At 37.2% G+C, this 25,577-nt stretch carries 31 protein-coding genes; 13 read left to right on the plus strand and 18 right to left on the minus strand.

Annotated features, from left to right (window positions below):
* Positions 1-110: 110 nt before the first annotated feature.
* The 4 genes from ACGHIN_RS00680 (at position 111) to ACGHIN_RS00695 (ending at position 2,816) form a co-directional block, all read left to right on the plus strand.
* Positions 111-572, plus strand: a complete 462-nt coding sequence (locus tag ACGHIN_RS00680) for a hypothetical protein (RefSeq protein ID WP_390450089.1) — start codon at positions 111-113, stop codon at positions 570-572.
* Positions 573-742: 170 nt separating this feature from the next.
* On the plus strand, positions 743-1,447 hold the full coding sequence (locus ACGHIN_RS00685; RefSeq protein WP_390450090.1) for a MotA/TolQ/ExbB proton channel family protein: 705 nt from the start codon (positions 743-745) through the stop codon (positions 1,445-1,447).
* A gap of 63 nt (positions 1,448-1,510) precedes the next feature.
* Entirely contained in the window at positions 1,511-1,909 is a 399-nt protein-coding gene (locus ACGHIN_RS00690; protein WP_390450091.1) for an ExbD/TolR family protein, read from the plus strand.
* A 25-nt stretch (positions 1,910-1,934) separates the two neighbouring features.
* Positions 1,935-2,816 (plus strand): ferric siderophore ABC transporter substrate-binding protein, encoded by an 882-nt coding sequence (locus ACGHIN_RS00695; protein ID WP_390450092.1) that lies wholly within the window; start codon positions 1,935-1,937, stop codon positions 2,814-2,816.
* Positions 2,817-2,831: 15 nt separating this feature from the next.
* On the opposite strand, the gene ACGHIN_RS00700 is transcribed toward ACGHIN_RS00695, so the two are convergent.
* From ACGHIN_RS00700 to ACGHIN_RS00745, 10 genes are all read right to left on the minus strand, one after another.
* Positions 2,832-3,224, minus strand: coding sequence for a hypothetical protein (locus ACGHIN_RS00700; RefSeq protein WP_390450093.1), 393 nt, complete (start codon positions 3,222-3,224; stop codon positions 2,832-2,834).
* Positions 3,211-3,516 (minus strand): hypothetical protein, encoded by a 306-nt coding sequence (locus tag ACGHIN_RS00705; protein WP_390450094.1) that lies wholly within the window; start codon positions 3,514-3,516, stop codon positions 3,211-3,213. The genes ACGHIN_RS00700 and ACGHIN_RS00705 overlap by 14 nt, the downstream gene beginning before the upstream one ends.
* A 1-nt stretch (position 3,517) precedes the next feature.
* Complete coding sequence (locus tag ACGHIN_RS00710) at positions 3,518-4,921, minus strand: nucleoside recognition domain-containing protein (RefSeq protein WP_390450095.1); 1,404 nt, start codon at positions 4,919-4,921, stop codon at positions 3,518-3,520.
* A gap of 53 nt (positions 4,922-4,974) precedes the next feature.
* Complete coding sequence (locus ACGHIN_RS00715; protein ID WP_390450096.1) at positions 4,975-5,487, minus strand: DUF6973 domain-containing protein; 513 nt, start codon at positions 5,485-5,487, stop codon at positions 4,975-4,977.
* Positions 5,488-5,541: 54 nt separating this feature from the next.
* The gene (gene accD / locus ACGHIN_RS00720; RefSeq protein ID WP_390450097.1) at positions 5,542-6,396 is read right to left on the minus strand and encodes an acetyl-CoA carboxylase, carboxyltransferase subunit beta; all 855 of its coding nucleotides are present in this window, start codon (positions 6,394-6,396) and stop codon (positions 5,542-5,544) included.
* Between the two features lie 90 nt (positions 6,397-6,486).
* Complete coding sequence (gene fbaA, locus ACGHIN_RS00725) at positions 6,487-7,557, minus strand: class II fructose-bisphosphate aldolase (RefSeq protein ID WP_390450098.1); 1,071 nt, start codon at positions 7,555-7,557, stop codon at positions 6,487-6,489.
* Positions 7,558-7,628: 71 nt separating this feature from the next.
* Positions 7,629-8,495 (minus strand): NAD kinase, encoded by an 867-nt coding sequence (locus ACGHIN_RS00730; protein WP_390450099.1) that lies wholly within the window; start codon positions 8,493-8,495, stop codon positions 7,629-7,631.
* A gap of 2 nt (positions 8,496-8,497) precedes the next feature.
* The gene (locus tag ACGHIN_RS00735) at positions 8,498-9,148 is read right to left on the minus strand and encodes a CBS domain-containing protein (RefSeq protein WP_390450100.1); all 651 of its coding nucleotides are present in this window, start codon (positions 9,146-9,148) and stop codon (positions 8,498-8,500) included.
* A 188-nt stretch (positions 9,149-9,336) separates the two neighbouring features.
* Positions 9,337-9,867, minus strand: a complete 531-nt coding sequence (locus tag ACGHIN_RS00740) for an RNA methyltransferase (RefSeq protein WP_390450101.1) — start codon at positions 9,865-9,867, stop codon at positions 9,337-9,339.
* 4 nt (positions 9,868-9,871) lie between these two features.
* Positions 9,872-10,492 carry a toxin-antitoxin system YwqK family antitoxin gene (locus ACGHIN_RS00745; protein ID WP_390450102.1) on the minus strand — a complete coding sequence of 207 codons (621 nt, stop codon included), beginning with the start codon at positions 10,490-10,492 and terminating at the stop codon, positions 9,872-9,874.
* A 55-nt stretch (positions 10,493-10,547) separates the two neighbouring features.
* Here ACGHIN_RS00745 and ACGHIN_RS00750 point away from each other — a divergent pair, with 55 nt between their 5' ends.
* The gene (locus ACGHIN_RS00750; RefSeq protein ID WP_390450103.1) at positions 10,548-11,147 is read left to right on the plus strand and encodes a hypothetical protein; all 600 of its coding nucleotides are present in this window, start codon (positions 10,548-10,550) and stop codon (positions 11,145-11,147) included.
* Here the strand turns inward: ACGHIN_RS00750 and ACGHIN_RS00755 are convergent.
* On the minus strand, positions 11,144-12,034 hold the full coding sequence (locus ACGHIN_RS00755) for a bestrophin family protein (RefSeq protein WP_390450104.1): 891 nt from the start codon (positions 12,032-12,034) through the stop codon (positions 11,144-11,146). The two genes, ACGHIN_RS00750 and ACGHIN_RS00755, sit on opposite strands and share 4 nt — an antisense overlap.
* A gap of 83 nt (positions 12,035-12,117) precedes the next feature.
* On the opposite strand from ACGHIN_RS00755, the gene ACGHIN_RS00760 reads away from it, so the two are divergent.
* Positions 12,118-12,993, plus strand: a complete 876-nt coding sequence (locus ACGHIN_RS00760) for a cupin-like domain-containing protein (protein WP_390450105.1) — start codon at positions 12,118-12,120, stop codon at positions 12,991-12,993.
* A 97-nt stretch (positions 12,994-13,090) separates the two neighbouring features.
* Entirely contained in the window at positions 13,091-15,682 is a 2,592-nt protein-coding gene (gene mutS / locus ACGHIN_RS00765) for a DNA mismatch repair protein MutS (protein WP_390450106.1), read from the plus strand.
* A gap of 34 nt (positions 15,683-15,716) precedes the next feature.
* On the opposite strand, the gene ACGHIN_RS00770 is transcribed toward mutS, so the two are convergent.
* Positions 15,717-15,872 (minus strand): bacteriocin, encoded by a 156-nt coding sequence (locus ACGHIN_RS00770; RefSeq protein WP_390450107.1) that lies wholly within the window; start codon positions 15,870-15,872, stop codon positions 15,717-15,719.
* A gap of 26 nt (positions 15,873-15,898) precedes the next feature.
* Positions 15,899-16,060, minus strand: coding sequence for a hypothetical protein (locus tag ACGHIN_RS00775; RefSeq protein ID WP_390450108.1), 162 nt, complete (start codon positions 16,058-16,060; stop codon positions 15,899-15,901).
* Positions 16,061-16,440: 380 nt separating this feature from the next.
* On the opposite strand from ACGHIN_RS00775, the gene ACGHIN_RS00780 reads away from it, so the two are divergent.
* The 3 genes from ACGHIN_RS00780 (at position 16,441) to ACGHIN_RS00790 (ending at position 18,059) form a co-directional block, all read left to right on the plus strand.
* Positions 16,441-16,929, plus strand: coding sequence for a TlpA family protein disulfide reductase (locus tag ACGHIN_RS00780; protein ID WP_390450109.1), 489 nt, complete (start codon positions 16,441-16,443; stop codon positions 16,927-16,929).
* Between the two features lie 10 nt (positions 16,930-16,939).
* The gene (locus ACGHIN_RS00785) at positions 16,940-17,596 is read left to right on the plus strand and encodes a thioredoxin family protein (RefSeq protein WP_390450110.1); all 657 of its coding nucleotides are present in this window, start codon (positions 16,940-16,942) and stop codon (positions 17,594-17,596) included.
* A 64-nt stretch (positions 17,597-17,660) separates the two neighbouring features.
* Positions 17,661-18,059, plus strand: coding sequence for a ribosomal maturation YjgA family protein (locus ACGHIN_RS00790; protein ID WP_390450111.1), 399 nt, complete (start codon positions 17,661-17,663; stop codon positions 18,057-18,059).
* Here the strand turns inward: ACGHIN_RS00790 and ACGHIN_RS00795 are convergent, their stop codons facing one another.
* Genes ACGHIN_RS00795 through ACGHIN_RS00810 form a run of 4 tightly spaced genes read right to left on the minus strand, consistent with a single transcriptional unit; the run spans position 18,060 to position 21,241 of the window.
* Complete coding sequence (locus ACGHIN_RS00795) at positions 18,060-18,977, minus strand: YARHG domain-containing protein (RefSeq protein WP_390450112.1); 918 nt, start codon at positions 18,975-18,977, stop codon at positions 18,060-18,062.
* Entirely contained in the window at positions 18,974-19,612 is a 639-nt protein-coding gene (locus tag ACGHIN_RS00800) for a DUF2306 domain-containing protein (protein WP_390450113.1), read from the minus strand. The genes ACGHIN_RS00795 and ACGHIN_RS00800 overlap by 4 nt, the downstream gene beginning before the upstream one ends.
* Before the next feature lie 10 nt (positions 19,613-19,622).
* A complete protein-coding gene (locus tag ACGHIN_RS00805) occupies positions 19,623-20,030 on the minus strand; it encodes an energy transducer TonB (RefSeq protein WP_390450114.1) in 408 nt (135 codons plus the stop codon).
* An 8-nt stretch (positions 20,031-20,038) separates the two neighbouring features.
* Entirely contained in the window at positions 20,039-21,241 is a 1,203-nt protein-coding gene (locus tag ACGHIN_RS00810) for a BaiN/RdsA family NAD(P)/FAD-dependent oxidoreductase (protein WP_390450115.1), read from the minus strand.
* 113 nt (positions 21,242-21,354) lie between these two features.
* Here ACGHIN_RS00810 and ACGHIN_RS00815 point away from each other — a divergent pair, with 113 nt between their 5' ends.
* Together ACGHIN_RS00815 and thiL are read left to right on the plus strand one after the other, a co-directional pair.
* A complete protein-coding gene (locus ACGHIN_RS00815; protein ID WP_390450116.1) occupies positions 21,355-21,849 on the plus strand; it encodes an acyl-CoA thioesterase in 495 nt (164 codons plus the stop codon).
* A gap of 47 nt (positions 21,850-21,896) precedes the next feature.
* Positions 21,897-22,949, plus strand: coding sequence for a thiamine-phosphate kinase (gene thiL / locus ACGHIN_RS00820; RefSeq protein ID WP_390450117.1), 1,053 nt, complete (start codon positions 21,897-21,899; stop codon positions 22,947-22,949).
* Between the two features lie 261 nt (positions 22,950-23,210).
* On the opposite strand, the gene pepT is transcribed toward thiL, so the two are convergent.
* Complete coding sequence (gene pepT, locus ACGHIN_RS00825; RefSeq protein WP_390450118.1) at positions 23,211-24,458, minus strand: peptidase T; 1,248 nt, start codon at positions 24,456-24,458, stop codon at positions 23,211-23,213.
* A gap of 189 nt (positions 24,459-24,647) precedes the next feature.
* On the opposite strand from pepT, the gene ACGHIN_RS00830 reads away from it, so the two are divergent.
* Complete coding sequence (locus ACGHIN_RS00830) at positions 24,648-25,496, plus strand: hydroxymethylglutaryl-CoA lyase (RefSeq protein WP_390450119.1); 849 nt, start codon at positions 24,648-24,650, stop codon at positions 25,494-25,496.
* The last annotated feature ends 81 nt before the right edge of the window (positions 25,497-25,577 follow it).

A 25,577-nucleotide genomic window follows, 5' to 3' on the forward strand; every position in this document is an offset into this window, starting at 1 on the left:
GCGGATTTTGAAAATTATTTTTTCAAAATATTTTTCACATTCGCTCATTTTTTTATCTTTGTCGAAAACGTTTAACACTCATACTATTACAGTTCTTTTTTTAAGACACAATGAAAGGGATTTTAAAGATTTACCATCCGGAAGAAACGCTAAAATACAATATCAGAAATACTTATTGTAAAGCGGTCTATAGCAATCAGCAACATTTTCTTGAGGTTGAAATTATCACGGATGACAGTTTGGATCATGTAGATGATGATTCTTTGCAGTACAATTTTCCACAGCTTTCGCTTGAAGTTTTTGATTTCCCCATAGATTCGGGAGAAATTGAAGGAAAAACAATCCAGATCACGGATTCCGACGATGAAACGTACACGGAAGTAGATCTTTTTGATGATGAAGATGCTTATATTTATGATAATGAGCTTGTATTTGAAAGAAATGAAGAAGGCGAGCTTCAGGTAATATGGAAAGGAACCATTGATGATTTCTATACGGGATCAGAAACCCCTATTCCTTTTAGGTTAAAATGTGAATTTAAACAAGATGATATTGAAGTAGACGAAGAATAAGTCTTTCATCAATATTTTTTTATATCGAATTTCTTTTCAAAGCTGTTTTGGAAAGAAATTTGCTTTTATGTTGATAACATAATTTTAAGTTGTTTTTAAGCAATTTTTAAGAGATCAATTAATAATATTCCTTTATTTTTGTCGTTTAAACCATAAAAAAATACACTTTAATGCTGTTAACGGAACTTACTCAGATTTTATTTGCACAAATTACTGCACCTGTAGCGGCTACAGACGATTTAGAATTCTCATTTTGGAAAATCATGTTTCATGGTGGCGCTTTCGCCAAAATAGTAATGGTAACAGTGTTACTGTTGGGTGTATTTTCTGTATATCTGTTCTTTGAAAGGTTCTTCTTTATCAAAAGGCTGACTTCCAAAACAGATTCCAATTTTATGGATAATATCGAAGACTTCATCAAAGAAGGGAGAATAGAGTCTGCAGCAGATTATTGCAAGAGACAAAACTCTCCTGAAGGAAGGATTTTGGAAAAAGGGATTTCCAGATTGGGAAGACCGGTTTCAGACATTGTAAGCGCAATGGAAGCTCAGGCGCAGGTAGAAGTGGCAAATATGGAGAAAAACCTTAACCTTTTGGCGGTGGTACCGAGTATTGCTCCAATGTTGGGACTTTTAGGAACGGTAATCGGGATGATTATTGCTTTCTTTAACTTATCTCATGCAACGGGATCATTCTCTCCTAAAACGCTTTCTGAAGGTATCTATACGGCATTAGGACAAACGGCAGTAGGTCTTGCAGTGGCTATTCCGGCGAACTTTTTCTATAACCTGCTTTTGACGAGGATAGATAAGTTTGTCCTGAGAACCCAGAATATGTCCGGCGAATTTTTAGATCTTATCAATAAACCGTTATAATTCTTGTTTTATGAAACCGAAAGGTTACATCTGACGAATTAAAAAACAACAGAAAGTAAACAGATGAAAATTCAAAGAAGAAATAAGGCAAACCCGGAATTCAGTTTAGCAGCGATGACAGACGTTATCTTGCTAATGCTGATCTTCTTTATGGTCACTTCATCAGCCGCCAATCAAAGTGCGATTGATGTTAAATTGCCAAAAACAGGAGCGGTTGATGATAATATTCCCAATCCACTGACTGTCACTATTAAACCTGATGGAACGTATTATGTGGATGATCAGCCGGTCCCAAGAGAACAGCTGGAACAAACAATTGCTAATAAGCTGACCAATCAGACCAATCAATCTTTTACGATTCGGGCAGATGAAAATACCATGCATAAAGATGTTGTTTTTGTCATGGAGATTGCTGAAAAGCATAAGTTTAATATTGCTATTGCGACTGTAAAAGATAAATAAACCTGTATCAACAGGTGCCAACAAAATGAAAAGTTATATCATAAGCAAAAACGAACAAAACAGAGACAGGATAAAAAGCGGTGTGCTTTCTATTCTGATCTGGTCTGCTATTTTGCTTTTTGTTTTTCTGTATAAATTAAAACCGGAACTGGAACAGGAACCTGAAATCGTGACGACTATGCTCGTTAATTTCGGGGACAACAGAAACGGGAATGGCGTGGAAGAACCTGCTGAACAGGAAGGAAGTCTTGCTGCAGCTGCAGAAGAAATTACTCCGGAGCCTGTGGAAGCGGCTGTTCCAGAAACAAAAACAGTTATAAAGCCGGATCCTCAACCTGAAACCAAGAAAACGGAAGCGAAGGAGAAAATCATTACGGGAAACAATTCAAAAGTTTCCGTTCCTAAAAAAGAGGAATCAAAATCAACAAAAAAAACAACATCCGGAAGTACGGCGTCCAAGAATACGAAGAAGGCTTCAGCCACAACAGCTAATTCCAAAACGGGAAGCGGAGACGGTAAAGGAACTGCTGCCATAGGGAATTTGATAAAAGGAAGAGGAACAAAAGCGGGAAGCCAGGGAACAGGTACAGGAATCGGAAACTCAGGAGATCCTTTAGGAGGTGACGGAAATGGAGACAGCAAAGTGGGCATAGACAGAAGGTTGGTTGGATATATTCCCGGAACCATGGGAAGAGGAGGAGCACAGCCGTCGCATAACTGTACAGCAAGCGGATCTATTACCATTTCTTATACAGTAGACAAAGCCGGAAATGTGGTGTCTGCAAGAAGATCAGGAGGTGTTTCAGATCCTTGTGTGGCTTCCACATCGGTAGCATGGGTTAAGAAATATGTGAAAGCTGAAAAAGCCAGTGTTTCCTCCACCGGAACGTATAAAATTACATTCTAAAAATATAAAAGCACTTTATTCAAGTGCTTTTTTTATTTCATTAATTCTGTTGATAACAGGAAGGGCAAAAATTCCGCTGGTCTGAAGATAATTTTCATAGTAGGTTTTTGCCTTATCCAGGAAATCGGTGTTTGCCGTTTCTTTTCCTTTAAAATAAAACAGGTTTCCAAGCATTTCATAATAATCTTTATAATCTCTTTCCTGTCTCTCATTGACCATTTCCATCAGCTCTTCTTTTGTTTTAGAAGAGACATCTGAGAAATTCATCTTGAAAATATCTTTCATTAAAGAATCAAAGTCTAATTCTTTCTGCATTAAGCTTTCTTCAGGTTTATCTAAGATCAGTTTTTCCAATGCTTGAGTCAACTGGCGGATGAGTCTTAAGGTGAAGTCTTTATCCTGGATCATTTCCTTTTTCTTTTTGGTTTAATAATTCATCAATGTCAGGGGTTGCATCTGTGCGAGACACAAAATGGATGGTTCCTTTCTTCGTTTTATAAATCTTTAATGCAAGCTTTACTCCCAGAATAATTCCTAACAAAATAATCGCAATGGCAATAATGAGTGTTATTGTATTGGGATTGGGAAAATATATGAAAGCCGCAATGATTACCGCAATCAAAAACGGGGACAAGAAAATTAGAAAGCCGCCAATAGCTTCAGTGAATTTTTCAAATATATTTTGATCTTCTTTTTTCATTTTATGCAAAAAACAAATAAGCAAGTGTAATGGATGTAATAATCCCAACTAAATCGGCCAGAAGCATGGCAATTACCGTGTATCTCGTATTTTTGACAGCTACGGCCCCAAAGTAAACCGCGATCACGTAAAAGGTCGTATCTGAGCTTCCCTGGAGTACTGCCGCCAGTTTTCCCTGGAAACTGTCTGCTCCAAAAGTCGACATCGTATCTACCATCATTCCTCTTGCTCCGGAACCGGATAAAGGTTTGATTAAGGCTGTTGGAAGTCCGTCCACAAATCGCGTATCTAAATTCGCAACATTGGCCACCCATTTCATTCCGTCAATGATCACATCAAAAACGCCTGATGTTCTTAAAAGCGAAATAGCGATCAACATCCCGACTAAATAGGGGATAATTTTAACGCAGGTAGTGAAGCCTTCTTTAGCACCATCAATAAAAGCATCAAAAACGTTAATCCTCTTATAAACAGCACCGAGAACTATAGCTAAGAAAATGAACAGAATAAGCCCGTTGCTTAAAATTTTACTGAAAGTATCCAACTCATCTTTGCTGAGCTGTACCAAATACCAGACAAGCAGCCCTATAATCATGGAAATTCCTCCTATATATCCAATAACAACCGGACGAAGCAAATTAATCTTCTGATACAGAGAAACAATAATCATTGCCGCTAAAGTAGCCGCAAATGTGGCGATCATACAGGGAAGGAAAATGTCTGTCGGGGTTTTGGAACCCATTGAGGCCCTTATGGCAATAATGGAAACCGGGATCAACGTCATTCCTCCCGCATGAAGACAAAGGAACATGATCTGTGAATTGCTTGCGGTATCTTTATTAGGATTCAAAGTCTGTAAGCTTTCCATCGCTTTCAGACCAAAAGGAGTTGCCGCGTTATCCAGTCCCAAAAGATTGGCGCTGAAATTCATCAGCATATGTCCGAAGGCAGGATGGTTTTTAGGAATTTCAGGGAAAAGCTTTGAAAAGAAAGGCTGAATAAAACGGCTCAGAAGATTAATTCCGCCGGCTTTTTCAGCAATACTCATAAAGCCCATAAATAAGGTCATAATTCCGATCAAACCAATACAGATCTTCACTGCGGTTTCAGAGGTACCAATCACTCCGTCTGCTTCCTGAACACGATACACTTTTACATCCTGCTGTAGAGAGTCTGTTTTATAATGAATTCTATTATCTGCAAAATCCGGGTTTTTCAGCAGGCTGTCTCTGATAACCGGAGAAAGCGTGTTCATTTTCTGGGTGGCAATCTGTACGGTGTCACCACCCTTTCCCACCACCATATCATTAAAAATGGTCCTGTAATTACCTGAAGAAATGTATTTTATACTTGCAATAGCAATGGCAATGATGATAAAAGCCGACCAAATTCTGCTGAGAACCATTTGTTTCAATTAAAAATTTGAGAAAAGATAATAAAAAATAATGTTATGAAAAACTACTTATCCTGAAGATACACCAGAAACCCGTCAAAATTATCATCCAGGCTTTTCAGGACTTTTGCATTTTCTGATTTTTTCATCAGCGCATCAATGAAAAACCCCTTTTCAAAAAACTGGCGGTGAATTCCCGGGAGTAGCTCCATAAAATAATCCATTCCTATTTTGTTGTTGTGAAGATCCATTTTGGTTTCCAGCGGTTCGTTGGGAAAGAGCTCTTCATGCATATCCGTTAATCTTTTACAGAAATCAAGCGCTTTTTGAGGGGAGGAAACCTTACAGCAATACATCATGATAAAACAGCTCCAAAGCGCATGTCTGAAAGCATTGCCAACTCCGTTGTTGGAAGCACTGTCAGGAAATTTTCTCTGTGCAATGGAAAAAGCTTTTACCGTAGCATGAAAACTAAGCAACGAAAAAAGAGGATGGGGGAGAACAAGAGATAGCAGCCGAATAATTTTCTTTAAACTCAGCGTACGAATGGTCCTGAAAAATACGTTGAAAGTCCTCATAAATAAAAATCTCTCCCTAATTAGAGAGAGATGATCTTGTTTTCGTTACAAAATTTATGCGTTTATCGCTAATAAATTGACTGTTTTTGATACGGTATCCTTGATTTCAGTTCTTTTTACAATAAAATCAACAAACCCTTTTTCCTGTAAGAATTCCGAAGTCTGGAATCCTTCCGGCAAGTCTCTACCGATCGTTTCACGGATAACTCTCGGTCCCGCAAAACCGATTAACGCTCCCGGTTCAGCCATAATAATATCTGCTGTCATGGCGAAAGAAGCAGTAATTCCTCCAAATGTAGGGTCACAAAGGTAAGCGATATATAAAAGCCCTGCTTCTGAAAGCTGAGCCAGTTTTGCCTGTACCTTGGCCAACTGCATCAAAGAATAAGTTGCTTCCTGCATTCTTGCTCCTCCGGACTGGCAGATGATCATATAAGGAAGTTTATTGGCAATACAATAGTCTACGGCTCTTCTTATCTTTTCTCCCATTACAGATCCTAAAGATCCTCCGATAAAAGCAAAATCCATGCATGAAACTACCATTTTGGTTCCGTTCACGGTTCCTACAGCATTTCTGATGGAGTCTGTAAGTTTAGTTTTGGCTTTTACTTCTTTCAGACGGTCAACATAAGGCTTCGTGTCTTTAAAGTTCAGGATATCAATACTTTCAACATTAGCATCCAGTTCAGTGAATTTACCTTCGTCAAAAAGGATGTCAAAAAATTCTGCACTTCCTATTCTTACATGAAATCCGTCTTCCGGAGAAACATAATTATTTCTCTTCAATTCTTCATGTTCCACGATCTTTCCTGATGGTGTCTGATGCCAAAGTCCTTTGGGAACATCCTTTTTTTCATCAGTAGAGGTGGTAATGTTTTTTGCTTTTCTTTTAAACCAGTCGAATGCCATTTTTTGCTTGTATTAATGTATAAACGTAAAATGTACTCATGTAAAAGCATTTATCATAAATACTTTTTACATGAATACACTGTACAATTTTTATTTTAAAGTGTTTACGTTATTTAAGTCTTCAAACGCTTTAACCAATCTTGCAGAGAATGTTTCTTCTCCTTTTCTGATCCAGACTCTTGGGTCATAGAATTTCTTGTTTGGTTTCTCTTCTCCTTCAGGGTTTCCGATCTGAGATTTCAGGTATTCGATATTGTTTACCATATAATCTCTGATCCCTTCTGTATAAGCGAATTGAAGGTCTGTATCAATATTCATTTTGATTACTCCGTAATCGATTGCTTCTCTGATTTCTTCCAAAGTAGATCCTGAACCTCCGTGGAATACAAAATTGATCGGTTTTGCAGCAGTTCCGAATTTCTCTTGAACATATTTCTGAGAATTATCCAGGATTTTTGGAGTAAGAACTACATTTCCTGGCTTATACACTCCGTGAACGTTACCGAAAGCAGCAGCAATCGTAAAGTTGTCAGAAATAGCTTTTAATTTTTCATACGTATAAGCTACATCCTCAGGCTGAGTATATAGTTTAGAATTATCTACATCAGAATTATCAACCCCATCTTCTTCACCTCCTGTAACTCCGATCTCTACTTCTAAAGTCATCTGCATTTTTGCCATTCTTTCGAAATACTGAGCAGAAATCTCAAGGTTTTCTTCTAAAGATTCCTCAGAAAGATCCAACATGTGAGAAGAGTAAAGCGATTTTCCTGTCTGCTTGAAGAAATCTTCGTTAGCATCCATTAATCCGTCGATCCAAGGCAATAATTTTTTTGCACAGTGGTCTGTATGTAAAATAACAGTAGCTCCGTAAGCTTCCGCAAGGGTATGAATATGTTTTGCTCCGGCAATAGCTCCTAAAATAGCAGCTTTTTGTCCGTCATTGCTTAATCCTTTTCCTGCGTTGAAAGCGGCACCACCATTCGAAAACTGGATGATAACAGGAGAATTTAATTTTGCGGCAGTTTCCATCGTCGCATTTACGTTACTGGAACCTACAACGTTTACTGCAGGTAAAGCAAATTTGTTTTCTTTAGCGTACTGGAAAATATCTGTAACTAACTGACCTGTGGCAACTCCTGCCGGGAAAATTCTGCTCATGTTTTACTTTTTATATGAAATTATTAGATAATTTAAAAATTCGTGTAAAGGTAAGAAATTTTGTGTAATTCCTAATTTCTTTTATCCCGTCCCCAAAGTAGCTTCTGGCGAATCGTTTCGTAAAAACTTAAACTGTTCGGCTGAACCAGAAGAATCTGAAAATCTGCCTTTTTAATGATGATTTCTTTATCGGTTTCGATATGGATAAGTCTTGAGTCCAGAGATAAAGAATATTGAGGGACCCTGCTTTCCACTCTGAATTTTATTTCTACCGTATCGTTCACAATTAAAGGCCTTACATTTAAATTGTGAGGAGCAATAGGTGTAATAACGAAGTTCTCATTGTTTGGAGAAATGATGGGCCCACCGCAGCTTAAAGAATAAGCGGTTGAGCCTGTAGGTGTTGAAATAATCACCCCGTCACCCCAAAATACGTTAAGGAATTCGTCATTAATATAAGAATCCACAGTGATCATAGAGGTTGTTTCTTTTCTGGAAACCGTAACATCGTTCAAGGCATATGGGAAGAAATCATCCGATCTTGGCGAAACCACTTCGATTACAGATCGGCGGCTGGTTTTCACATCTCCTTTCAAAATAGCATCCAACTCCTTGAATACTTCTTCTTTGGTAAAGCTTGCTAAAAACCCTAATCTTCCGGTGTTTACCCCCACGATAGGAATTTCAAGATCTTCGATGAATGTAATGGAATTCACAATCGTTCCATCTCCCCCGAACGTAAAAAAAAGGTCTACTTCCTTATCGATCAGGTCCTGCTTATTATTAAATGTTTCGAAAATTTTAGAAAACTGAAGCGCTTCAGCCATTTCGTCATATAAAACAGATTTTACGCCTCTGCTTTCAAGCTCTGAGACAAACTTACTTAGATACAGAAACGTATCAAGATCTTTCTTCTGAGAATATATGGCTGCCTTCATTGTTATATTTCTATAAATTTTTGGAGAAATCCGTACCGGTCTTTGAACAGATCCGTTTTCTCATCAGAATAGTATTTTTCAACAATTCTATAATCATATCGATCAAAAGTTGCATCAATAGAACCCAGATTTTCATTGCTGATTTTGATGGTCACCTGAATAACCTCCTCAGTCATAAAGCTGATGAAGCCTCCATAAAACTTGGAATTATTGCTTTCCACAATATTAGCGATCTCAGTCATGGAATATTTTCTTGCAGGCGTTTCCACGGTAAGAATAGCGCCTGATTCTGAAAACAGCGGGTAACGGGAAAAATCCTGGAAAATATCATCACAGCTGATGTATCCCAAATATTTTTCGTTCTTATTGATCACCGGGATCACATTGGAATTGAACGTATGAAACAAACGGATACTGTCCATGATATTATTATCTTCAAGAATGGCAAATCGTTCGATCTGGTGTTCAAGATCCTTCAACGTTCCTTCCTCTTCGTATAAAAAGTCTTTGGCAATAGCTCCGTAAAAATGATGGGATTTCTTAATGAAAATATGAGTATATCCAAAATCTTCTAAAGTATTTCTTGCTGATTCTATCGAATCAGTCAGGCTGAAACACGGGAAATCTTTTGAGATATAATCCTTGATAAACATTGTGCTAATTTATAAAAAATTAAACGAAACTTTTTCTGAAAATGAAACTTTTTTAAAGGGGATGCAAAAAAAATAAATGGAAAATTTGTTTGTAATAAAAAAAAAGTTACCTTTGTAGCCTTTCATTTTTACTTTTTATTAGATTTATTTCAAACTGCACTGTCTGTTAAACGACACATGCAGTTTTTTTATTTTAATGCCTTAGCAAATTCCCACATTACGATGCCGCCGCAAACACTTACGTTTAAGGAATGCTTGGTGCCCAATTGAGGAATTTCAAGGAAGGTATCAATGTCAGGCAATGCCTCATCACTGATTCCGTCTACTTCATTTCCCAATATAATAGCATATTTCTTTGATTTGTCGATGGTAAAATCGGTAATCATTTGACTGCTTGAAGTCTGCTCAATACCGATGATCTCAAAACCCTGGCTTTTAAGATCGTTAATTGTTGTATTGATTTCTTTTTCGTGAGACCAGTCTACACTTTCCGTAGCACCGAGTGCCGCTTTATGGATTTCACGGTGGGGAGGTTGGGGAGTGATTCCGCAGAGAATGATCTTTTCAATTAAAAAAGCATCTGCAGTTCTGAAGGCCGCACCTACATTGTGCATGCTTCTGATATTATCTAAAACAACAATTAATGGGATTTTTTCCGTCTTCTTAAATGTTTCTACATCTATCCTGTTGAGTTCCTCCAGTTTTAATTTATGTACCAATGTATTATTTTGTTGAGATTAATTTTCCGTCCTTATAAACTTCCGTTTTTTCTATGCTTCCGTCTTCGCGATAATGAATCCGGTTTCCGTTCCATTTATCGTTGACGAATTCTGTTTCACGCTGGATTTTTCCTGATGCATACAGTGTTTTCCACTTTCCGACAGCAATACCGTTATCGTAATGGCCGATCTGCTTCACAGACTTTCCGTCATCATGAAACAGTTTGCTTTCTCCATGCAATTTCCCGAGTTTATAGTTGGAAACTTCAGTGACTTTGCCGGAAGAAGAGAAAAAAGTGGCAGTGGAACTATTGTCATAAATATTTTTTTCACCATTCCTGAAAATCTCCTTAGCGGTTAACTTCCCGTCCTTGTCATAATAAGACCATTCTTTTACTTTATAACCTTTCTTATATTCTCCTTTCGCCTGCACCTTTCCGTTTTCATAATAAAAAACAGCATCTCCTTCCAGCTTCCCTTTCTTCCAGTCAGCAATTTCTTTTACCTGGCCGTTTTCATAGAACTGTTTGCAGTTTCCCTCCTGAAGCCCGTCTTTAAATCCACAAGGTTTCTGAGCCGAAATAAATACAGAAACAAAAAAAAGTAACAAAAAAGAGTATTTCATAGATATTTTTATTTCAAAAATAACAAAATAGTTATATTTGGATAAAATATATGCTATGAAAAATGTACTCATTTTAATGACGTTGGTATCAGCTTTTATATTTTCAAAAGCACAAAATACGTATTATCCACAGACTTTTTTTGATAAGAAACTGGCTCAGAGTATGATTGGTTTTGGAAATTCTACGATTGAGGGGGTTGCTTCCACCAAACAAAAAAATAACTGGGGAATAAAACCTTTGTTAGGTCAGAAACATTATGCCCCGCAAGGAACCGTGGTAATGCTTTTTCCGGTAACTCCCTATTTTGAAGAGTTTTATAAGATGAGAAAAAAGTATGAAAACAAGAAAACTACGGTATATATGTCTGATGAAGCATTTAAATACCGAATAGAAGCTTTAACGGATAGCCATGGGCGATTTAAGTTTGAAAAACTAAAACCCGGAAAATATTACCTTGAAACGATTGTGAATTTTACCGCAACAGCAAGCTATCAGCAACAAACCGGAAGAACTGATTCATACAATGCATACGGAGGATATCTGTATTCTACCCCGATTTATGATACATTCTTTTATAACTATGCTTCCGCCAACAGGGAGAGCAAATTTGTGGAAATAAAGAACGATGGAGAACTTGTAGAAGTCAACCTTTAAGAGGTTGATTTTTTTATTCCCATGATCTGATGGACATTTTTTTCAATATTCTGGGCTATTGTTTCCATAGGAATATCATTTTCATCATTGTTGAAAGGGTCTTCAATTTCTTCGGCAATAAGTTCCAGGCTCATCAAAACATAGTAAACAAAAACCGTCAGCGGAATCATAAAAAAACCAATATTAATTACATAAGCTACTGGTAAGGCCAAAACATAAATGACGATGAACTTTTTCACAAAAGATGAGTAAGAATAGGGAATAGGAGTATTTTTTATTCTCTCACATCCGCCGCAAACATCTAAAAACCCGGAAAGCTGGGTGTCCAGATAGACCATTTCCATATCGGAAATTTTCCCCTGCTTTTTTAACTGATTCAGCTTGTGAGTCAGAAGAATGATAATTTCACTTGGGCCATGATTTTTCAGAGCCATTTCTATTTCTGAATAATCTTCATCTAAAGCTAATCGTGTTGAATCCTTTGAAAGATGCTTGGCAAGAAAATGGGGAAAGAATTTTAAATATCTTGCAATTTGTTCTGCGTTTTGCCTGTCGTCTTCCAGAATAGTATTAATTTTAATAGCAAAATTCCGCGTGTCATTCACCAGTTTTCCCCAAAGTTTTCTCCCTTCCCACCATCTTTCGTAGGCCGTATTGGTTCTGAAAACTAGTAATAAAGAAAGCACAAACCCGAGCAGGGAATGAATAAGCCCTACATTGCTTACCTTTGATTTTGTAGTGAGGTGAAGATACTCAAGCTCCAGATAAGCAATACCGTATGAATAGGCTCCCACCAAAAGCATTGTGGGAAAAAGTATTTTTAATGTATCGCTTTTGTGTAAGCTGAAGAGGATTTTCAGGAAGTGTTTGGTATTATAAGCTCTCATAAATTGCGTTGAGGATACAAAGATAATTTTTTTAAAAATTTCAAAAAAAACAGTATTTTTATTCATCATAAATTGGAAAACAGATGATCCTCGAGAACGTAGATGCTGTACATGATATCAGTAAAGAAGACTTTCAGAAGAATTATTTCAAAAAGCATAAGCCTCTTTTGATAAAAAATTTCGCAAGCCGCTGGGATGCTTTCGACAAATGGAATCTTGCCTACATCCGGGAAAAAGCAGGAGAGCAGGAAGTCCCTTTATATGATAATAAGCCGGCAGATGCTGCCAAAAGCTCAGATGCACCGGTAACCCATATGAAAATGAAGGATTATATAGATACGATCAAAAGTCAACCTTCAGATTTAAGGATCTTCTTTTATATCATTACAGACAGACTGCCTGAATTACTGAAAAACTTCACCTATCCGGATCTCGGAATGAAATTCTTTAAAAGATTGCCGACGTTATTCTTCGGGGGAAGTGAAGCTCATGTTCTAATGCACTACGATGTAGACCTCGGAGATTTTCTGCATATTCATTTTGAAGGAAAAAAAAGAATTTTATTATTCGATCAGAAGCAATCTGCATTTCTCTATAAAGTTCCGCTTTCGGTGCATACCATCTATGACGTAGACTATGAAAAGCCCGATTACGAAAAGTTTCCGGCACTGCAATATGCGAAAGGCTATGAAATATTTATGGAACACGGTGACGCCCTTTTTATTCCCGGAGGTTTCTGGCATTTCAACAGATACCTGGAGCCGGGCTTCTCATTGTCGCTTCGGGCACTGCCAAATAAACCTAACGTTTTTGCCAGCATGCTGTATCATGTATTCGTTATGCGGTATACAGATAAGCTTTTGAGAAAACTGTTCAAAGCAAAATGGGTGGATTATAAACAGAAATTGGCTTACAAAAGAAGTTCAGAAGCATTGGAAAAGCATCTCAAAGATCAGTGATTTTTTCTGATTATAATAATGAATTCACCGTAAAGGTTTTTAATCGTTTTATTTTATTTCTTACTTTTACCATCCTAAAATTTCAAGAGACATTTACATGGCAAAGGTGAAGAAAGAAACCCCGTTAATGACACAGTATAATACCATCAAGGCAAAATATCCTGATGCGCTGTTACTATTCCGGGTAGGGGATTTTTATGAAACTTTCGGGCAGGATGCCATTAAAACCTCCCAGATCCTTGGAATTGTCCTTACCAAAAGAGCCAATGGAGACAGCCATACTGAACTGGCCGGATTCCCGCACCATTCCATAGATTCTTACTTACCGAAACTGGTAAGAGCAGGAATGAGGGTGGCCATCTGTGATCAGCTGGAAGATCCGAAAATGGTGAAGGGAATTGTAAAAAGAGGAGTTACCGAATTGGTTACACCAGGTGTTACTTTCAATGACCAGGTGCTGAATTCCAAAAAGAATAATTTCCTGCTTTCTATTCATAAAGAAAAAGAGAAGTTCGGGATTGCTTTGGTGGATATTTCTACCGGAGAATTTCTGGTAAGTGAAGGAAATCTGGATAAATTGCTCCATATTGTCAATACTTTTGATCCCAGTGAAATTATTTACCAGAGAAGCGTACAGATTCCGGAGCAGCTTAAAAATAAAAATGCTTTCAAATTAGAAGACTGGGCTTTTCAATATAACTTTGCTTACGAAAAGCTTACCGGTCAGTTTAAAACCAATTCTTTAAAAGGATTCGGTGTCGAGAACTTACCATTGGCAATTACCGCAGCAGGAGCTATTTTTGCTTATCTGGTGGAAGACACCCACCATAACCTTCTTTCTCATATTACTAAGATACAGGTTATTCCGCAGGAAGATTTCCTGGTGATGGATCATTTCACCCTGAGAAACCTTGAAATCGTTTATCCGAGTAATCCACAGGGGAAATCACTGTTGGATATCATTGATAAAACATCTACTCCGATGGGAGGAAGATTGCTGAGAAGAAGAATTATTCTGCCTTTAAAATCTGTGAATGAGATCAATAGAAGATTATCTTTGATTGATTTTTTCAACGAAAACGATAATCTGAAATACGAAATTTGCCAGCTGCTAAAATCGATTTCCGATCTTGACCGTCTGATGGGAAAACTGGCTGCTGAAAAAATATCCCCGAAAGAACTCGGATATCTTCGTCAGAGCCTCATTAATATTCATCAGATTAAAGCATTGCTTCATCCACATGCGGATGTTCTTGCATGGCTGGAACCATTGTACGATCAGGAGGAATTGATAAAGTTTCTGCAAAATAACCTTAATGAAGAACTTCCGGTCAATCTTTCCAAAGGAAATATTATTAAAGAAGGAATTTCTGAAGAGTTGGACAGATTGAGGAATCTTCAGAGCAAAGGAAGAGGCTTCCTTGACGAAATGTGTCAGAGAGAAGTGGAAAGAACCGGAATTACAAGTTTAAAAATTGATTTTAATAACGTTTTCGGATATTTTATTGAGGTTCGAAACACCCATAAAGATAAAGTCCCAGGCGACTGGGTGAGAAAACAAACGCTTGTAAATGCAGAACGTTACATCACAGAAGAATTAAAGGAATATGAAAACCAGATCCTTGGCGCCGAAGAAAAAATAGGCGTGCTGGAAAATGAACTGTACAGGAATGTATGTTCGGAAACCATGGTGTATATAGATCAGATCCAGGAGAACTCCAATATCATTGCGCAACTTGATGTAGCTGTCGGATTATCTGAACTGGCTGTTTCTGAAAGCTATACAAAACCTGTTTTAAATGACGGGTATGCTATTGATCTGAAAGAAGCAAGGCACCCGATTATTGAAAATGCCCTTCCTCTGGGAGAAAAATACATCCCGAATGATATCTTTTTAGATAAAGATACCCAGCAGATCATTATGGTTACGGGACCCAACATGGCCGGTAAATCAGCAATCCTTCGTCAGACAGCCATTGTATGTCTTTTGGCGCAGATCGGAAGTTTTGTTCCTGCTAAACATGCAGAAATAGGAACTTTAGATAAAATCTTTACAAGAGTAGGGGCTACAGATAATATTTCTGCGGGAGAATCTACCTTCATGGTGGAAATGAATGAAGCCGCCAATATTTTGAACAATATTTCAGAACGAAGCCTTATTCTGTTAGATGAAATCGGACGCGGAACTTCCACTTATGATGGTGTTTCCATCGCGTGGGCGATTGCAGAATATCTTCATCAGCATCCGACGCAGGCCAAAACGTTATTTGCCACCCATTATCATGAGCTGAACGAAATGACGGTGAATTTTGAAAGGGTTAAAAATTTCCATGTTTCCATCCAGGAGAATAAAGGGAATATCATTTTCTTAAGAAAGCTTATTCCGGGAGGAAGTGAACACAGTTTTGGTATTCATGTGGCGAAACTGGCAGGAATGCCTGCGAAAGTAGTGAACAGGGCAAATGAAATCCTGAAAACACTTGAAGCAAGCCGTTCACAGGGAGGAAGCTCGTCTTCAGACACTATAAAAAGGATAACGGAGGAAAATATGCAGCTTTCGTTCTTCCAGCTGGATGATCCTGTACTGGAAAACATCAGGGAAGAGCTGACGAAAATAGACGTCAATACGCTAACCCCTATTGAAGCTTTAATGAAGCTTAATTCGATAAAAAAAATGATTGGAGGATAAATAAGTCCTCCAATCACCTTTTTAAACAGCTATATTAACAGCAATAACCGTCTCTGCCTACTCCGCCGATTCTCGGTTCGTCAGATCCGGGAACAAAGCAGAAGCCTTCCGGACAAATGATAGCTCCGCCGTTAATTTCTTTTAACTCTTTTTTAGTCAGTTTTTTGTGTTGGATTTTTGATTTTTTCATAGTAATAATTGTTTAGAGAATTTTAATTAGCAGCAGTATTCCCCCTGAACTCCGGGAACTCCGAATAATTCTTCACCTGTTGATCGGTCAAAACAGCTAAAAATGATCGGACACACAGGTCCGGCTCCTGTAATCTCTTTCAATTCTCTTTTTGTGAGTTTTCTTTTCTGAATTTTTAGATTTTTCATAATAATTTCAATTTGGTTAGTCTAAAGTACAAAAAAATAATTCAAAAAATAGTGAATAAATTTATTTTTTCAAGAAAGCTCCAATTCATGAAAATTTTTCTACCATTTTTTGCTATTTCTTTCGGGAATTCTGCCTCTTTATCTACATACCCCAACTCCCATTTTCTCAACAATTTCACTTGGCGGATTGGGTCCTTTTTCATACGAAATCGGATTGTCTTGCTATATGAAAGAGCAGGAGGGAGAAGTTTCCCGATTATCTGCATTTTGGACGTTCATAAAAGCTACAAAACAAAGGAAGAAAAAAGAATGACTTTATGCATTTCAAAATTTCACAAACATATAATAATGCAGAGAAAAATATTTTACTAATTTTGAGTATGAAGAATCTGATTTACATTCTATTACTATTCTTGAGCTTCACAGGATTGAAAGCCCAACAGTCTACTGTGCCTTCCATAAAATATGAAGAATTGGAGAAACGAATTCAACAGGAAGGGGATAAGTTTCTTGTGGTTAACTTTTGGTCTACCACATGTGCTCCTTGTGTGAAAGAGCTTCCTCACTTTATGGAAGTGAATAACCAATATAAGGATAACCCAAAATTTAAAATGCTTTTGATTTCCCTGGACAGACTGGTAGACAAAGAAAGAGTAATCAAATTCATTAAAAATAAAAACCTTACCGCAGAAGTAATTTTGTTGGACGATATTAAAAGGATGAATACCTGGATTCCGAGATTTGAAAAAGACTGGGACGGGAATATTCCGGTGACATTATTTTATAAAAACGGTGAAAAAGTACATTTCAACGATGGGGAAATGAGCAAAGAAGAACTTCAAAATACAATTACTAAATATATACCTTAAACAAGATATTATGAAAAATCTGAAAATTGGAATAACAGCTTTTATCGTGGTGCTCGGATTACTGAGTTTTACCACGATCAATCAGGATAAAAAAGAAACTCAAAAGCAGACCACATCACTGGTAAAAGGGTATGAAATAGGAGATGCGGCAACAGACTTTAAACTGAAAAATGTAGACGGGAAAATGGTTTCACTGAGTGATTTCAAAAGTGCAAAAGGCTTTATCGTTATTTTCACCTGTAACCATTGTCCTTATGCGAAAAAATATGAGGACAGGATTATTGAGCTGGATAAAAAATATAAAAACCAGGGATATCCGGTAATTGCGATCAATCCGAACGACCCGGGAGTTCAGCCGGAGGACAGCTACGATAAAATGATTGAAAGAGCCAAACAAAAAGGATTTACTTTTCCTTACCTGATGGATGAAGGACAAAAAATTTATCCTCAGTATGGAGCAACTAAAACTCCGCATGTATTTTTACTGCAGAAAGAGAATGGTAAAAATATTGTGAAATATATCGGTGCGATCGATAACAATTATGAAAATCCGAATGATGTTTCTGAATATTATGTTCAGGACGCGGTGAATGCTTTAATTAAAGGAGAACCCATAAAAACAACAAAAACCGTTGCTATCGGATGTACGGTGAAAGTAAAGAAATAGTATATGGATAAAATAAAATCGGTGTTCTTTCGGATACCGATTTTTTATGCCTTATTTTTAGCGGATGAAATTGAAATTTAATATCAGATATTTCCTTTTAACCCTATTTCTCTTCCTTACAGAGGTTTTTATCGCTGTCAGACTTGAAGATATTTTCTTTGTGAGAGCTTATCTGGGAGACGTAATTGTGGTTATTTTACTGTTTACTTTGGTGAGAAGCTTCATAAAAATAAATAGTCAGAAGCTTATTATGGGAATTTTTGTTTTTTCCTGCCTCATCGAATTTGCTCAATATTTCAAGATCGCAGAAAAATTAGGCTTCCCGGAGGGAAGCCTAATGTACATTGTCATTGGAAATTCTTTTTCGTGGGTTGATATTTTGTGTTATGCTGCAGGATGCGCGTTGCTTTATCTTTTTGTAAGGATTAAAAATAAAAGACAAGAGAAAGTAAGCCTGGACTAATTACCTTCCGAAGCTGTCATATTTATCTTCAGCATATTTTATAAAACGGTTCAGCAAAGCAACATTCTCCTTTTCCATAGAAGAAAGCTCATGATCTACATTGCTGGACACCGGAATATACCAATCCGTTTGCTCAAAGAAATATCTGTAGGTATCCTTTTTAAAAGAATATCCGTGTCTTGCAAAAACAGAATTCTTAATAATTTCAAGATCCAGTTTTCTCAGGTTTTTGAGATCTTTTTCTGTCAGTTGCTGCTTGGAAGCATTTAATTTGAAAATAGCATCCGAAGCCACTCTGTTTTTAGAAGTGGTAAAACTTTCCGTTTTGCCGGTCTCTTCATCAGTATATTTTTCAACAACCTCTTTCGGGTTGGACCAGTCTACCAGATCTGAATTGTCATCCAACATGAAGTTTGGATTATAGACGAAATCTTTTTTAATCAGTTTTAACGTTTTTACAGGAGCTTTCACGGCCGTTTTATTGAATGCTGCCCATTTTCCGGTTAAGCTGTCACCATTCAGTTTAACTTCAAACCTGCCGTCTGTTTTATCATTTCCGGGTTCATCAAGGATAAAAGACTTCGAAGTTTCATTAAAAATTCCCTGAAAAGGGCGCTGATTTCCATTGACAATACTCTGCCCGTAAACACTGTCCTTCGTAATTCTGTTGATTTTTAAAGTGATCTTTTTATAAACATCCCCTTCATATTCTTCTCCTATTTCAGGAGTGATCATTTCTTTTCCGGCAAAATCACCGGAGTAAATGCCATAATATTCTTTATAAATTTCAGGAATGACAACGGAATCTTTTTTTGCAGTAAGAGAATCCTTTGATCCCTCATTTGTTTTTGCCTCTTTTTTACAGCTCGTCAAAGCAATAGCCAATAATGGGAGCCAGATGAATTGCATTGTTTTCATAATAGTTTTTTTGTGATTAGATATTCAATTAAAAGGATATTGGGAATCCAGCCCATCCATGCAATGATCTGGTAAACATCCATTGGATTGGGATGGAATAAATATACGATAATAACCTTCCACATTCTTAAAGTGACCGCAGATAACGTCAGTGCAAAACTACGCCACATCCATTGCTTATGGAGCGTAAATTTTTTCTGTCGGGCATACTGATATGCTTTAAAAGTAGAAAACCACCACAAACAGCCCAGAATAATGAAAGAAATTTTGGAAAGCAATCCTCCGTTGGCGAAAACACCCATATAAATCCCGGAAGGAGCCGAAAAAATAAGCAGCAGTACAATATACACCTTGCCTAAATTTCTGTGGAAATTTTTGATTCCGAAATCCTTTCTTATGATCGCCAGAAACCCGGAAAGAAGAACAAAAATACTGGTATAAACATGCGTATAAAAAAATGAAAGATATTCAGGTCTTTGTATAACCTCCGTCTGTTTGATCATCAGAAAACTTACATCCGTCTGTAAAGGGATATATTCTAAGGTGATTTTTAACATGAGCCCAAAAAAATATCCAAACCCTAGAATTAATAGGATTTTGAATATAAATAGAGGATAATTTTTACTGGCAGACATGGGCTGTGTTTTAGGGCATCTGCATGATCATCGGAAACGAAACCCATTGACTAACGGGTTGCCCATTGGATATAGCAGGTTTCCATTTTGTTTTTATTGATTTTATTGCCTTTATCATTTCATTGTTGAAAGCAACATTGCTTCCTGTGGCAGTAATGTCCTGAATTTTTCCATCAGTATTAATTTTAAATTTTATATCTGATTTTATTGTTCCACTCACACTATCAAATGAAGAACTGTTTAGATTTTTGGAAATATTCATCCTAAATGCATTCAATCCACCCGGAAATTCAGCAGGTGATTCTGACTCACTTAATGGTCGTTTGATATTTGATTCATCGGGTTTTACATGGCCATTTTCTTGAGAAAAAGCCAGCGCAGAGATTATAAAAAAAGCAAATAAAAATATTTTTTTCATAGTCTAAATTATAAATTATTCAAATCCTGTGCAATCAGCCATGCCTCGCTCCAACATGCCTGAAAATTAAATCCGCCGGTAACCGCATCAATATTCAGCACTTCTCCGGCAATATAAAAGTTAGGCAATATTTTTGAAGACATATTTTTGAAATTAATCTCTTTCAAATCTACGCCTCCTGCCGTTACAAATTCGTCCTTAAAAGTAGATTTTCCGGAAACCTGAAGTTTCTTTTTGCATATATTTTCCAGAATTGTCTGTATTTCCTTTCCTGAAATATTCGCAATCTGTTTATTGATGTCTACTTTTGAAACGTGCAGTATTTTTTGCCAGAATCGGTTGGTTACCTCAAATATTTTAGACTGTCCGATGGTTTTCTTCGGATTATTCTGCTTGAAATGGTGAAAAACCTCTTCTGCATCCTGAATCGGTATTGAAATAAAATTCACCTCAATCTCAAAATGGTATTTGAGTTGGGCAAGGCTTATCGCTTCCCAGGCGGAAATTTTCAGAACGGCAGGCCCGGAAAGCCCCCAATGTGTAATCAATAAAGGGCCGCTTTCTTCAGTTTTTAATTTCGGAATTGAAATTTCTGCCATTTCAAAGCTTGTTCCGGCAAGATCATTCAACAATTCATCTTTAATGTTGAATGTAAAAAGGGAAGGTACAAGATTAATGATCTTATGTCCCAGGTTTTCAACAATTTTAAGAGATTTAGGAGAACTTCCGGTGGTATAAATGATGTAATCTGCCCAAAAATCTCCAGAATTGGTTTTCACCAGGTATTTTTCTTCCTGTTTTTCAATTTCCTTTACTGCACATTTGGTTTTTACTTCAATATTTTTTTGCTGAACTTCATTCAGAAAAGTATGGATAATGGTCTGTGAGGAATTGCTTTCCGGGAATATCCTGTTGTCATTTTCTATCTTCAACGAAACTTTTCGTTGATCAAACCAATCCATGGTGTCACCCGGCTGAAATTTAGTAAAAACACTGAGTAATTCCTTATTTCCACGAGGATAAAACCGGGTCAGTTCTCTTGGATCAAAGCAGGCGTGGGTCACATTGCATCGTCCCCCTCCTGAAACTTTCACTTTCTGCAATACATCCGAATTTTGTTCAAGAATGGTTATTTTATATTGGGTCTCGTCAAGGTTGGATGCGCAGAAAAATCCTGCCGCACCGCCTCCGATTATAATTATTTGTTTCATGTATGAGTAATCCTATGCTGAAGATTATTTTTCCAAAAGTACAATTTTTATAAACCATCTTATTTGAGTATTTTTGAAGAATATAATTTAAATATTCCAAAAACGATTTTTAAATGATTTTCTACCATACATTCGAAGTTCGTTGGAGTGATCTTGACGCCAACAAACACTTAGCCAACTCAACATATGTTCAATACTGCGCTCAGGCGAGAATGGCTTTTATGACCAAGGAAAAAATGGGGGTTACCCAACTAAGCAGATGGGGAATAGGCCCTGTGATTTTGCATGAAAGATATTCCTTTTTTAAAGAAATCTATGCAGATCAGACAGTAATTGTAAGCGTTGAAATAGACGGATGTTCAGACGATTCATCTATTTACCGTTTCCTGCACAAGTTTTACCTTCCGGATGGAACCCATTGTGCGACGGCAGAAGCTACCGGAGTGTGGATCGATATGATGATCAGGAAAATGACGACACCTCCGGATGATGTGGTGGAGGCGATGAATAAATATAAGAGCCCGGAAACGGTAGTTTTGAGCAAAGAGGATTTCAAAAAATTCCCTTTCCATCCCCATAATATTGACCCGGCAGAATTTAATAAATAAATGGTTAATGATAAATAATCATCTCTTATCAATTATAAACAAAACGTATGTTTGAAGATAAATCTCAGGAATTAACACCGATCTCTAAACTTGGAGAATTTGGGTTAATTAAACATTTAACAGAGCATTTTCCACTTTCCAATGAATCTTCGGAGCTTGGGGTAGGCGATGATGCTGCCATTATCAATCCCGATCAAAAAAAAGTAATCCTTACAACAGATGTTTTGGCAGAAGGAGTGCATTTCAACTTAGGGTATGTTCCTTTGAAGCATTTAGGATACAAAGCGGTTGTGGTGAACCTGAGTGATATTGCTGCTATGAATGCAACACCCACACAGATTTTGGTTTCTCTGGCGGTATCCAACCGTTTTCCGGTGGAAGCTTTGGAAGAAATCTATTCCGGAATTCAAACGGCCTGCAACAGGTATAAAGTGGATTTAATTGGAGGAGATACTACAAGTTCCAACTCCGGATTAGTAATGAGCATAACGGCTGTAGGAATTGAAAATGAAGAAAATATTGTGAAGAGGAGCGGGGCAAAACCCAATGACCTTCTTGTGGTAACCGGTGATTTAGGAGGAGCTTATATGGGATTGCAGATTCTGGAGAGAGAGCATGCCGTATTCCTTGCCAATCCGGATATGCAGCCTGAAATGGAAGGGTATGATTATATTTTGGAAAGGCAATTGAAGCCTGAAGCGAGAACAGATGTTAAAAAGATTCTGGAAGAGCTGGAGATTAAGCCTACTTCTATGATCGATATTTCTGATGGACTGGCTTCCGAAATTCTACACCTTTCTGATCAATCCCATGTAGGATTCAGGTTATATGAAGAGAAAATTCCATTGGACAATCTTACGATTTCTACTGCGGATGAGATGAATTTAAATCCTGTGATGACTGCTTTGAGCGGAGGGGAAGATTATGAACTATTATTTACGATTTCGCCGAATGATTTTGATAAAATTAAAAACCATCCGGACTTTACCATTATTGGTCATGCTGTAGAAAAAGAAGATGGGAACTTTATGGTGGCAAGAGGGTCCAATCAGTTAGTTGCTCTGACAGCTCAGGGTTGGGATGCTTTTTTGAATCAATAAGCAGATGTACACTTTTACCTTACTGCCAACTTTAATTATTGTTACATTCATAATTGTAACGCTTTATAAGCACTACATAAAGAAAAAAAATCAAAATCTTAAAGAATCATTTGGTTTTGTTTTATTTTTCGTAATGATTTGGAGTGTACTATATTATTTGGTTTTTAGCTAAATAGTTTCTCTTTATTTGAGATGAAAAAATAAATAAAAAAGCTGTATCACTACGATACAGCTTTTTTAAATATATAACTTATTCTAATTCTAAGCCTTCACAATATTCACAATCACTTCAACCGCCTTCTCCATACTTTCCAGTGCCACATATTCATAAGGTCCGTGGAAGTTGATTCCACCTGCAAAAATATTCGGACAAGGTAATCCCATATAAGACAATTGAGCACCGTCTGTCCCGCCTCTGATTGCTTTTATTTTAGGTTCAATACCCGCTTCTTTCATCGCTTTTGAAGCAAGGTCAATAATGTGCATTTTACCTTCAAACTGCTGCTTCATGTTACGGTATTGTTCTTTAATTTCAACTTCAGCCGTTCCTTCACCATGCTTTTGATTGAATTCAGCAATTTTTTCTTCCATGAATTTCTTTCTAGCCTCAAACTTCACTTCATCATGGTCACGGATGATATATTGAAGTTTTGCCTCAGAAATATCAGCAGTAATATCCATCAAATGATAAAAACCATCAAATCCTTTTGTGGTGGCTGGAGTTTCATTAGCAGGAAGCATTTGGGCGAACTCTGCCGCTAATAAAGCAGCGTTAACCATTTTTCCGTAAGCATAACCCGGGTGCACGCTCAATCCGTGGATTTTTACAACCGCTCCTGCAGCATTGAAGTTTTCGTATTCTAACTCTCCAACTTCACCACCATCCATTGTATAAGCAAACTCAGCTCCGAATTTAGCAACATCAAACTTATGCGCTCCTCTTCCGATTTCCTCATCTGGTGTAAATCCTACGGCAATTCTTCCGTGCTTAATTTCCGGATGAGCAATAAGATATTCAGCAGCTGTTACAATTTCAGCACAACCTGCTTTATCATCAGCACCAAGAAGCGTATTCCCGTCTGTTGTAATCAAAGTCTGACCGATATATTTCTTTAAACTTTCAAATTTGGAAGGAGATAAAGTGAATCCCGTTGCCTGGTTTAAAACCAGATCACTTCCGTCATAATTTTTCCAAACCTGAGGGTTTACGTTTTCTCCACTGAAATCAGGAGACGTGTCATAATGAGAAATGAATCCGATAGTGGGTTGGTCATCATTTTCCAAATTAGAAGGAACGTACCCCATAATATAACCGTTATCATCAATAGAAACATTTTCTAAACCGATCGTCTTTAATTCTTCGGTAATATATTTGGCGATATCCCACTGTCGAGGTGTTGAAGGCGTTGTTTCACTTTCCGCATCACTCGTTGAATAGATTTTCACATAACTAAGAAAACGGTTCAATAACTTTTCTTTCCACAATTCGTTGAATTCTATAGTACTCATTAGATCGTATTAAATTTTAACAAAGGTAACGATTTTGATGCTCAGTCTCTATTATCGGCTTTTGGATATTTAATCATTGATACTATGAATCGTTGATAAATATTTGAAAATCAAAATAATATTATCTTCGTATAAGCCTTATATGGTATGGTTTAGTTTTATTATATTTGAGAAAATCAAAAAGTAGAAATGTTTCTTACAGAATGTCCTCGAGACGCAATGCAAGGTTGGGGAGAATTTATCCCGACCGATAAAAAAATAGATTACATCAACTCTTTAATGGAAGTTGGATTTGATGTTTTGGATTGTCTGAGTTTTGTTTCGCCTAAAGCAATCCCGCAAATGGCTGATTCAGCCGAAGTTGCCGAAAATATTGACAAATCCTTATCCAATACCAAAGTCTCTGCGATTATTGGAAATTACAGAGGGGCGGAAAAAGCATTAGCACATCAGTCTGTGGATATTTTAGGGTTTCCTTTTTCTATTTCGGAAACATTTCAACACAGAAATACGAATAAAAGCCAGGAAGAGGCATTCGCGGAAATTATAAAAATGTTGGAACTGACGAAAAAAGAGAATAGAGAACTGAACATCTACTTTTCCATGGCATTTGGAAATCCTTATGGAGAAATGTGGAAATGGGAAGATGTGGATTTCTGGGCGCAAAGATTTTCGGAAATAGGCATTAAAAACATCTTACTTTCTGACACCACGGGTGTTGCAACGCCGGAAACCATCGCTCTTCTTTTTGAAAAAATACCATCAAAATATCCGGAAATCAATTTCGGAGGACATTTCCATAACCGCTATGAAGATTCTTATTCAAAATTAAAAGCGGCTTATGATAAAGGCTGCAGAAGATTCGACAGTGCAATCAAAGGAATTGGAGGATGTCCGATGGCGAAAGATGATCTGGTCGGAAATATGCCTACAGAACAAGTGATTAATTTCATGAGTGTTGAGAAAATTGATCATACGTTGAATCTCCTGAACTTTGAGAGTTCTTATAACAAAGCGAAAGATATTTTTCATTTTTAAAATCAATAGAGACGGACTTTGGTCGTCTTATATATTGGCAAGACACATTGCTTTAGCCGGAACTTATTTTTAATTAAACCA

The organism is Chryseobacterium barbadense (assembly GCF_042849955.1).
Classification (GTDB): domain Bacteria; phylum Bacteroidota; class Bacteroidia; order Flavobacteriales; family Weeksellaceae; genus Chryseobacterium.

Excerpts from the sequence above, each read along its gene's own strand:
- pepT (WP_390450118.1), bottom strand. The coding sequence starts at position 24,458 with ATGAGTACTATAGAATTCAACGAATTGTGGAAAGAAAAGTTATTGAAC.
- ACGHIN_RS00700 (WP_390450093.1), bottom strand. The coding sequence starts at position 3,224 with ATGATCCAGGATAAAGACTTCACCTTAAGACTCATCCGCCAGTTGACT.
- thiL (WP_390450117.1), top strand. The coding sequence starts at position 21,897 with ATGTTTGAAGATAAATCTCAGGAATTAACACCGATCTCTAAACTTGGA.
- ACGHIN_RS00775 (WP_390450108.1), bottom strand. The coding sequence starts at position 16,060 with ATGAAAAATCTAAAAATTCAGAAAAGAAAACTCACAAAAAGAGAATTG.
- mutS (WP_390450106.1), top strand. The coding sequence starts at position 13,091 with ATGGCAAAGGTGAAGAAAGAAACCCCGTTAATGACACAGTATAATACC.
- ACGHIN_RS00760 (WP_390450105.1), top strand. The coding sequence starts at position 12,118 with ATGATCCTCGAGAACGTAGATGCTGTACATGATATCAGTAAAGAAGAC.
- ACGHIN_RS00795 (WP_390450112.1), bottom strand. The coding sequence starts at position 18,977 with ATGAAAACAATGCAATTCATCTGGCTCCCATTATTGGCTATTGCTTTG.
- ACGHIN_RS00755 (WP_390450104.1), bottom strand. The coding sequence starts at position 12,034 with ATGAGAGCTTATAATACCAAACACTTCCTGAAAATCCTCTTCAGCTTA.
- ACGHIN_RS00745 (WP_390450102.1), bottom strand. The coding sequence starts at position 10,492 with ATGAAATACTCTTTTTTGTTACTTTTTTTTGTTTCTGTATTTATTTCG.
- ACGHIN_RS00690 (WP_390450091.1), top strand. The coding sequence starts at position 1,511 with ATGAAAATTCAAAGAAGAAATAAGGCAAACCCGGAATTCAGTTTAGCA.
- ACGHIN_RS00780 (WP_390450109.1), top strand. The coding sequence starts at position 16,441 with ATGAAGAATCTGATTTACATTCTATTACTATTCTTGAGCTTCACAGGA.
- ACGHIN_RS00815 (WP_390450116.1), top strand. The coding sequence starts at position 21,355 with ATGATTTTCTACCATACATTCGAAGTTCGTTGGAGTGATCTTGACGCC.
- ACGHIN_RS00830 (WP_390450119.1), top strand. The coding sequence starts at position 24,648 with ATGTTTCTTACAGAATGTCCTCGAGACGCAATGCAAGGTTGGGGAGAA.
- ACGHIN_RS00790 (WP_390450111.1), top strand. The coding sequence starts at position 17,661 with ATGAAATTGAAATTTAATATCAGATATTTCCTTTTAACCCTATTTCTC.
- ACGHIN_RS00685 (WP_390450090.1), top strand. The coding sequence starts at position 743 with ATGCTGTTAACGGAACTTACTCAGATTTTATTTGCACAAATTACTGCA.
- accD (WP_390450097.1), bottom strand. The coding sequence starts at position 6,396 with ATGGCATTCGACTGGTTTAAAAGAAAAGCAAAAAACATTACCACCTCT.
- ACGHIN_RS00735 (WP_390450100.1), bottom strand. The coding sequence starts at position 9,148 with ATGTTTATCAAGGATTATATCTCAAAAGATTTCCCGTGTTTCAGCCTG.
- ACGHIN_RS00770 (WP_390450107.1), bottom strand. The coding sequence starts at position 15,872 with ATGAAAAAATCAAAAATCCAACACAAAAAACTGACTAAAAAAGAGTTA.
- ACGHIN_RS00705 (WP_390450094.1), bottom strand. The coding sequence starts at position 3,516 with ATGAAAAAAGAAGATCAAAATATATTTGAAAAATTCACTGAAGCTATT.
- ACGHIN_RS00710 (WP_390450095.1), bottom strand. The coding sequence starts at position 4,921 with ATGGTTCTCAGCAGAATTTGGTCGGCTTTTATCATCATTGCCATTGCT.
- ACGHIN_RS00810 (WP_390450115.1), bottom strand. The coding sequence starts at position 21,241 with ATGAAACAAATAATTATAATCGGAGGCGGTGCGGCAGGATTTTTCTGC.
- ACGHIN_RS00785 (WP_390450110.1), top strand. The coding sequence starts at position 16,940 with ATGAAAAATCTGAAAATTGGAATAACAGCTTTTATCGTGGTGCTCGGA.
- ACGHIN_RS00800 (WP_390450113.1), bottom strand. The coding sequence starts at position 19,612 with ATGTCTGCCAGTAAAAATTATCCTCTATTTATATTCAAAATCCTATTA.
- ACGHIN_RS00715 (WP_390450096.1), bottom strand. The coding sequence starts at position 5,487 with ATGAGGACTTTCAACGTATTTTTCAGGACCATTCGTACGCTGAGTTTA.
- ACGHIN_RS00695 (WP_390450092.1), top strand. The coding sequence starts at position 1,935 with ATGAAAAGTTATATCATAAGCAAAAACGAACAAAACAGAGACAGGATA.
- ACGHIN_RS00805 (WP_390450114.1), bottom strand. The coding sequence starts at position 20,030 with ATGAAAAAAATATTTTTATTTGCTTTTTTTATAATCTCTGCGCTGGCT.
- fbaA (WP_390450098.1), bottom strand. The coding sequence starts at position 7,557 with ATGAGCAGAATTTTCCCGGCAGGAGTTGCCACAGGTCAGTTAGTTACA.
- ACGHIN_RS00730 (WP_390450099.1), bottom strand. The coding sequence starts at position 8,495 with ATGAAGGCAGCCATATATTCTCAGAAGAAAGATCTTGATACGTTTCTG.
- ACGHIN_RS00680 (WP_390450089.1), top strand. The coding sequence starts at position 111 with ATGAAAGGGATTTTAAAGATTTACCATCCGGAAGAAACGCTAAAATAC.
- ACGHIN_RS00750 (WP_390450103.1), top strand. The coding sequence starts at position 10,548 with ATGAAAAATGTACTCATTTTAATGACGTTGGTATCAGCTTTTATATTT.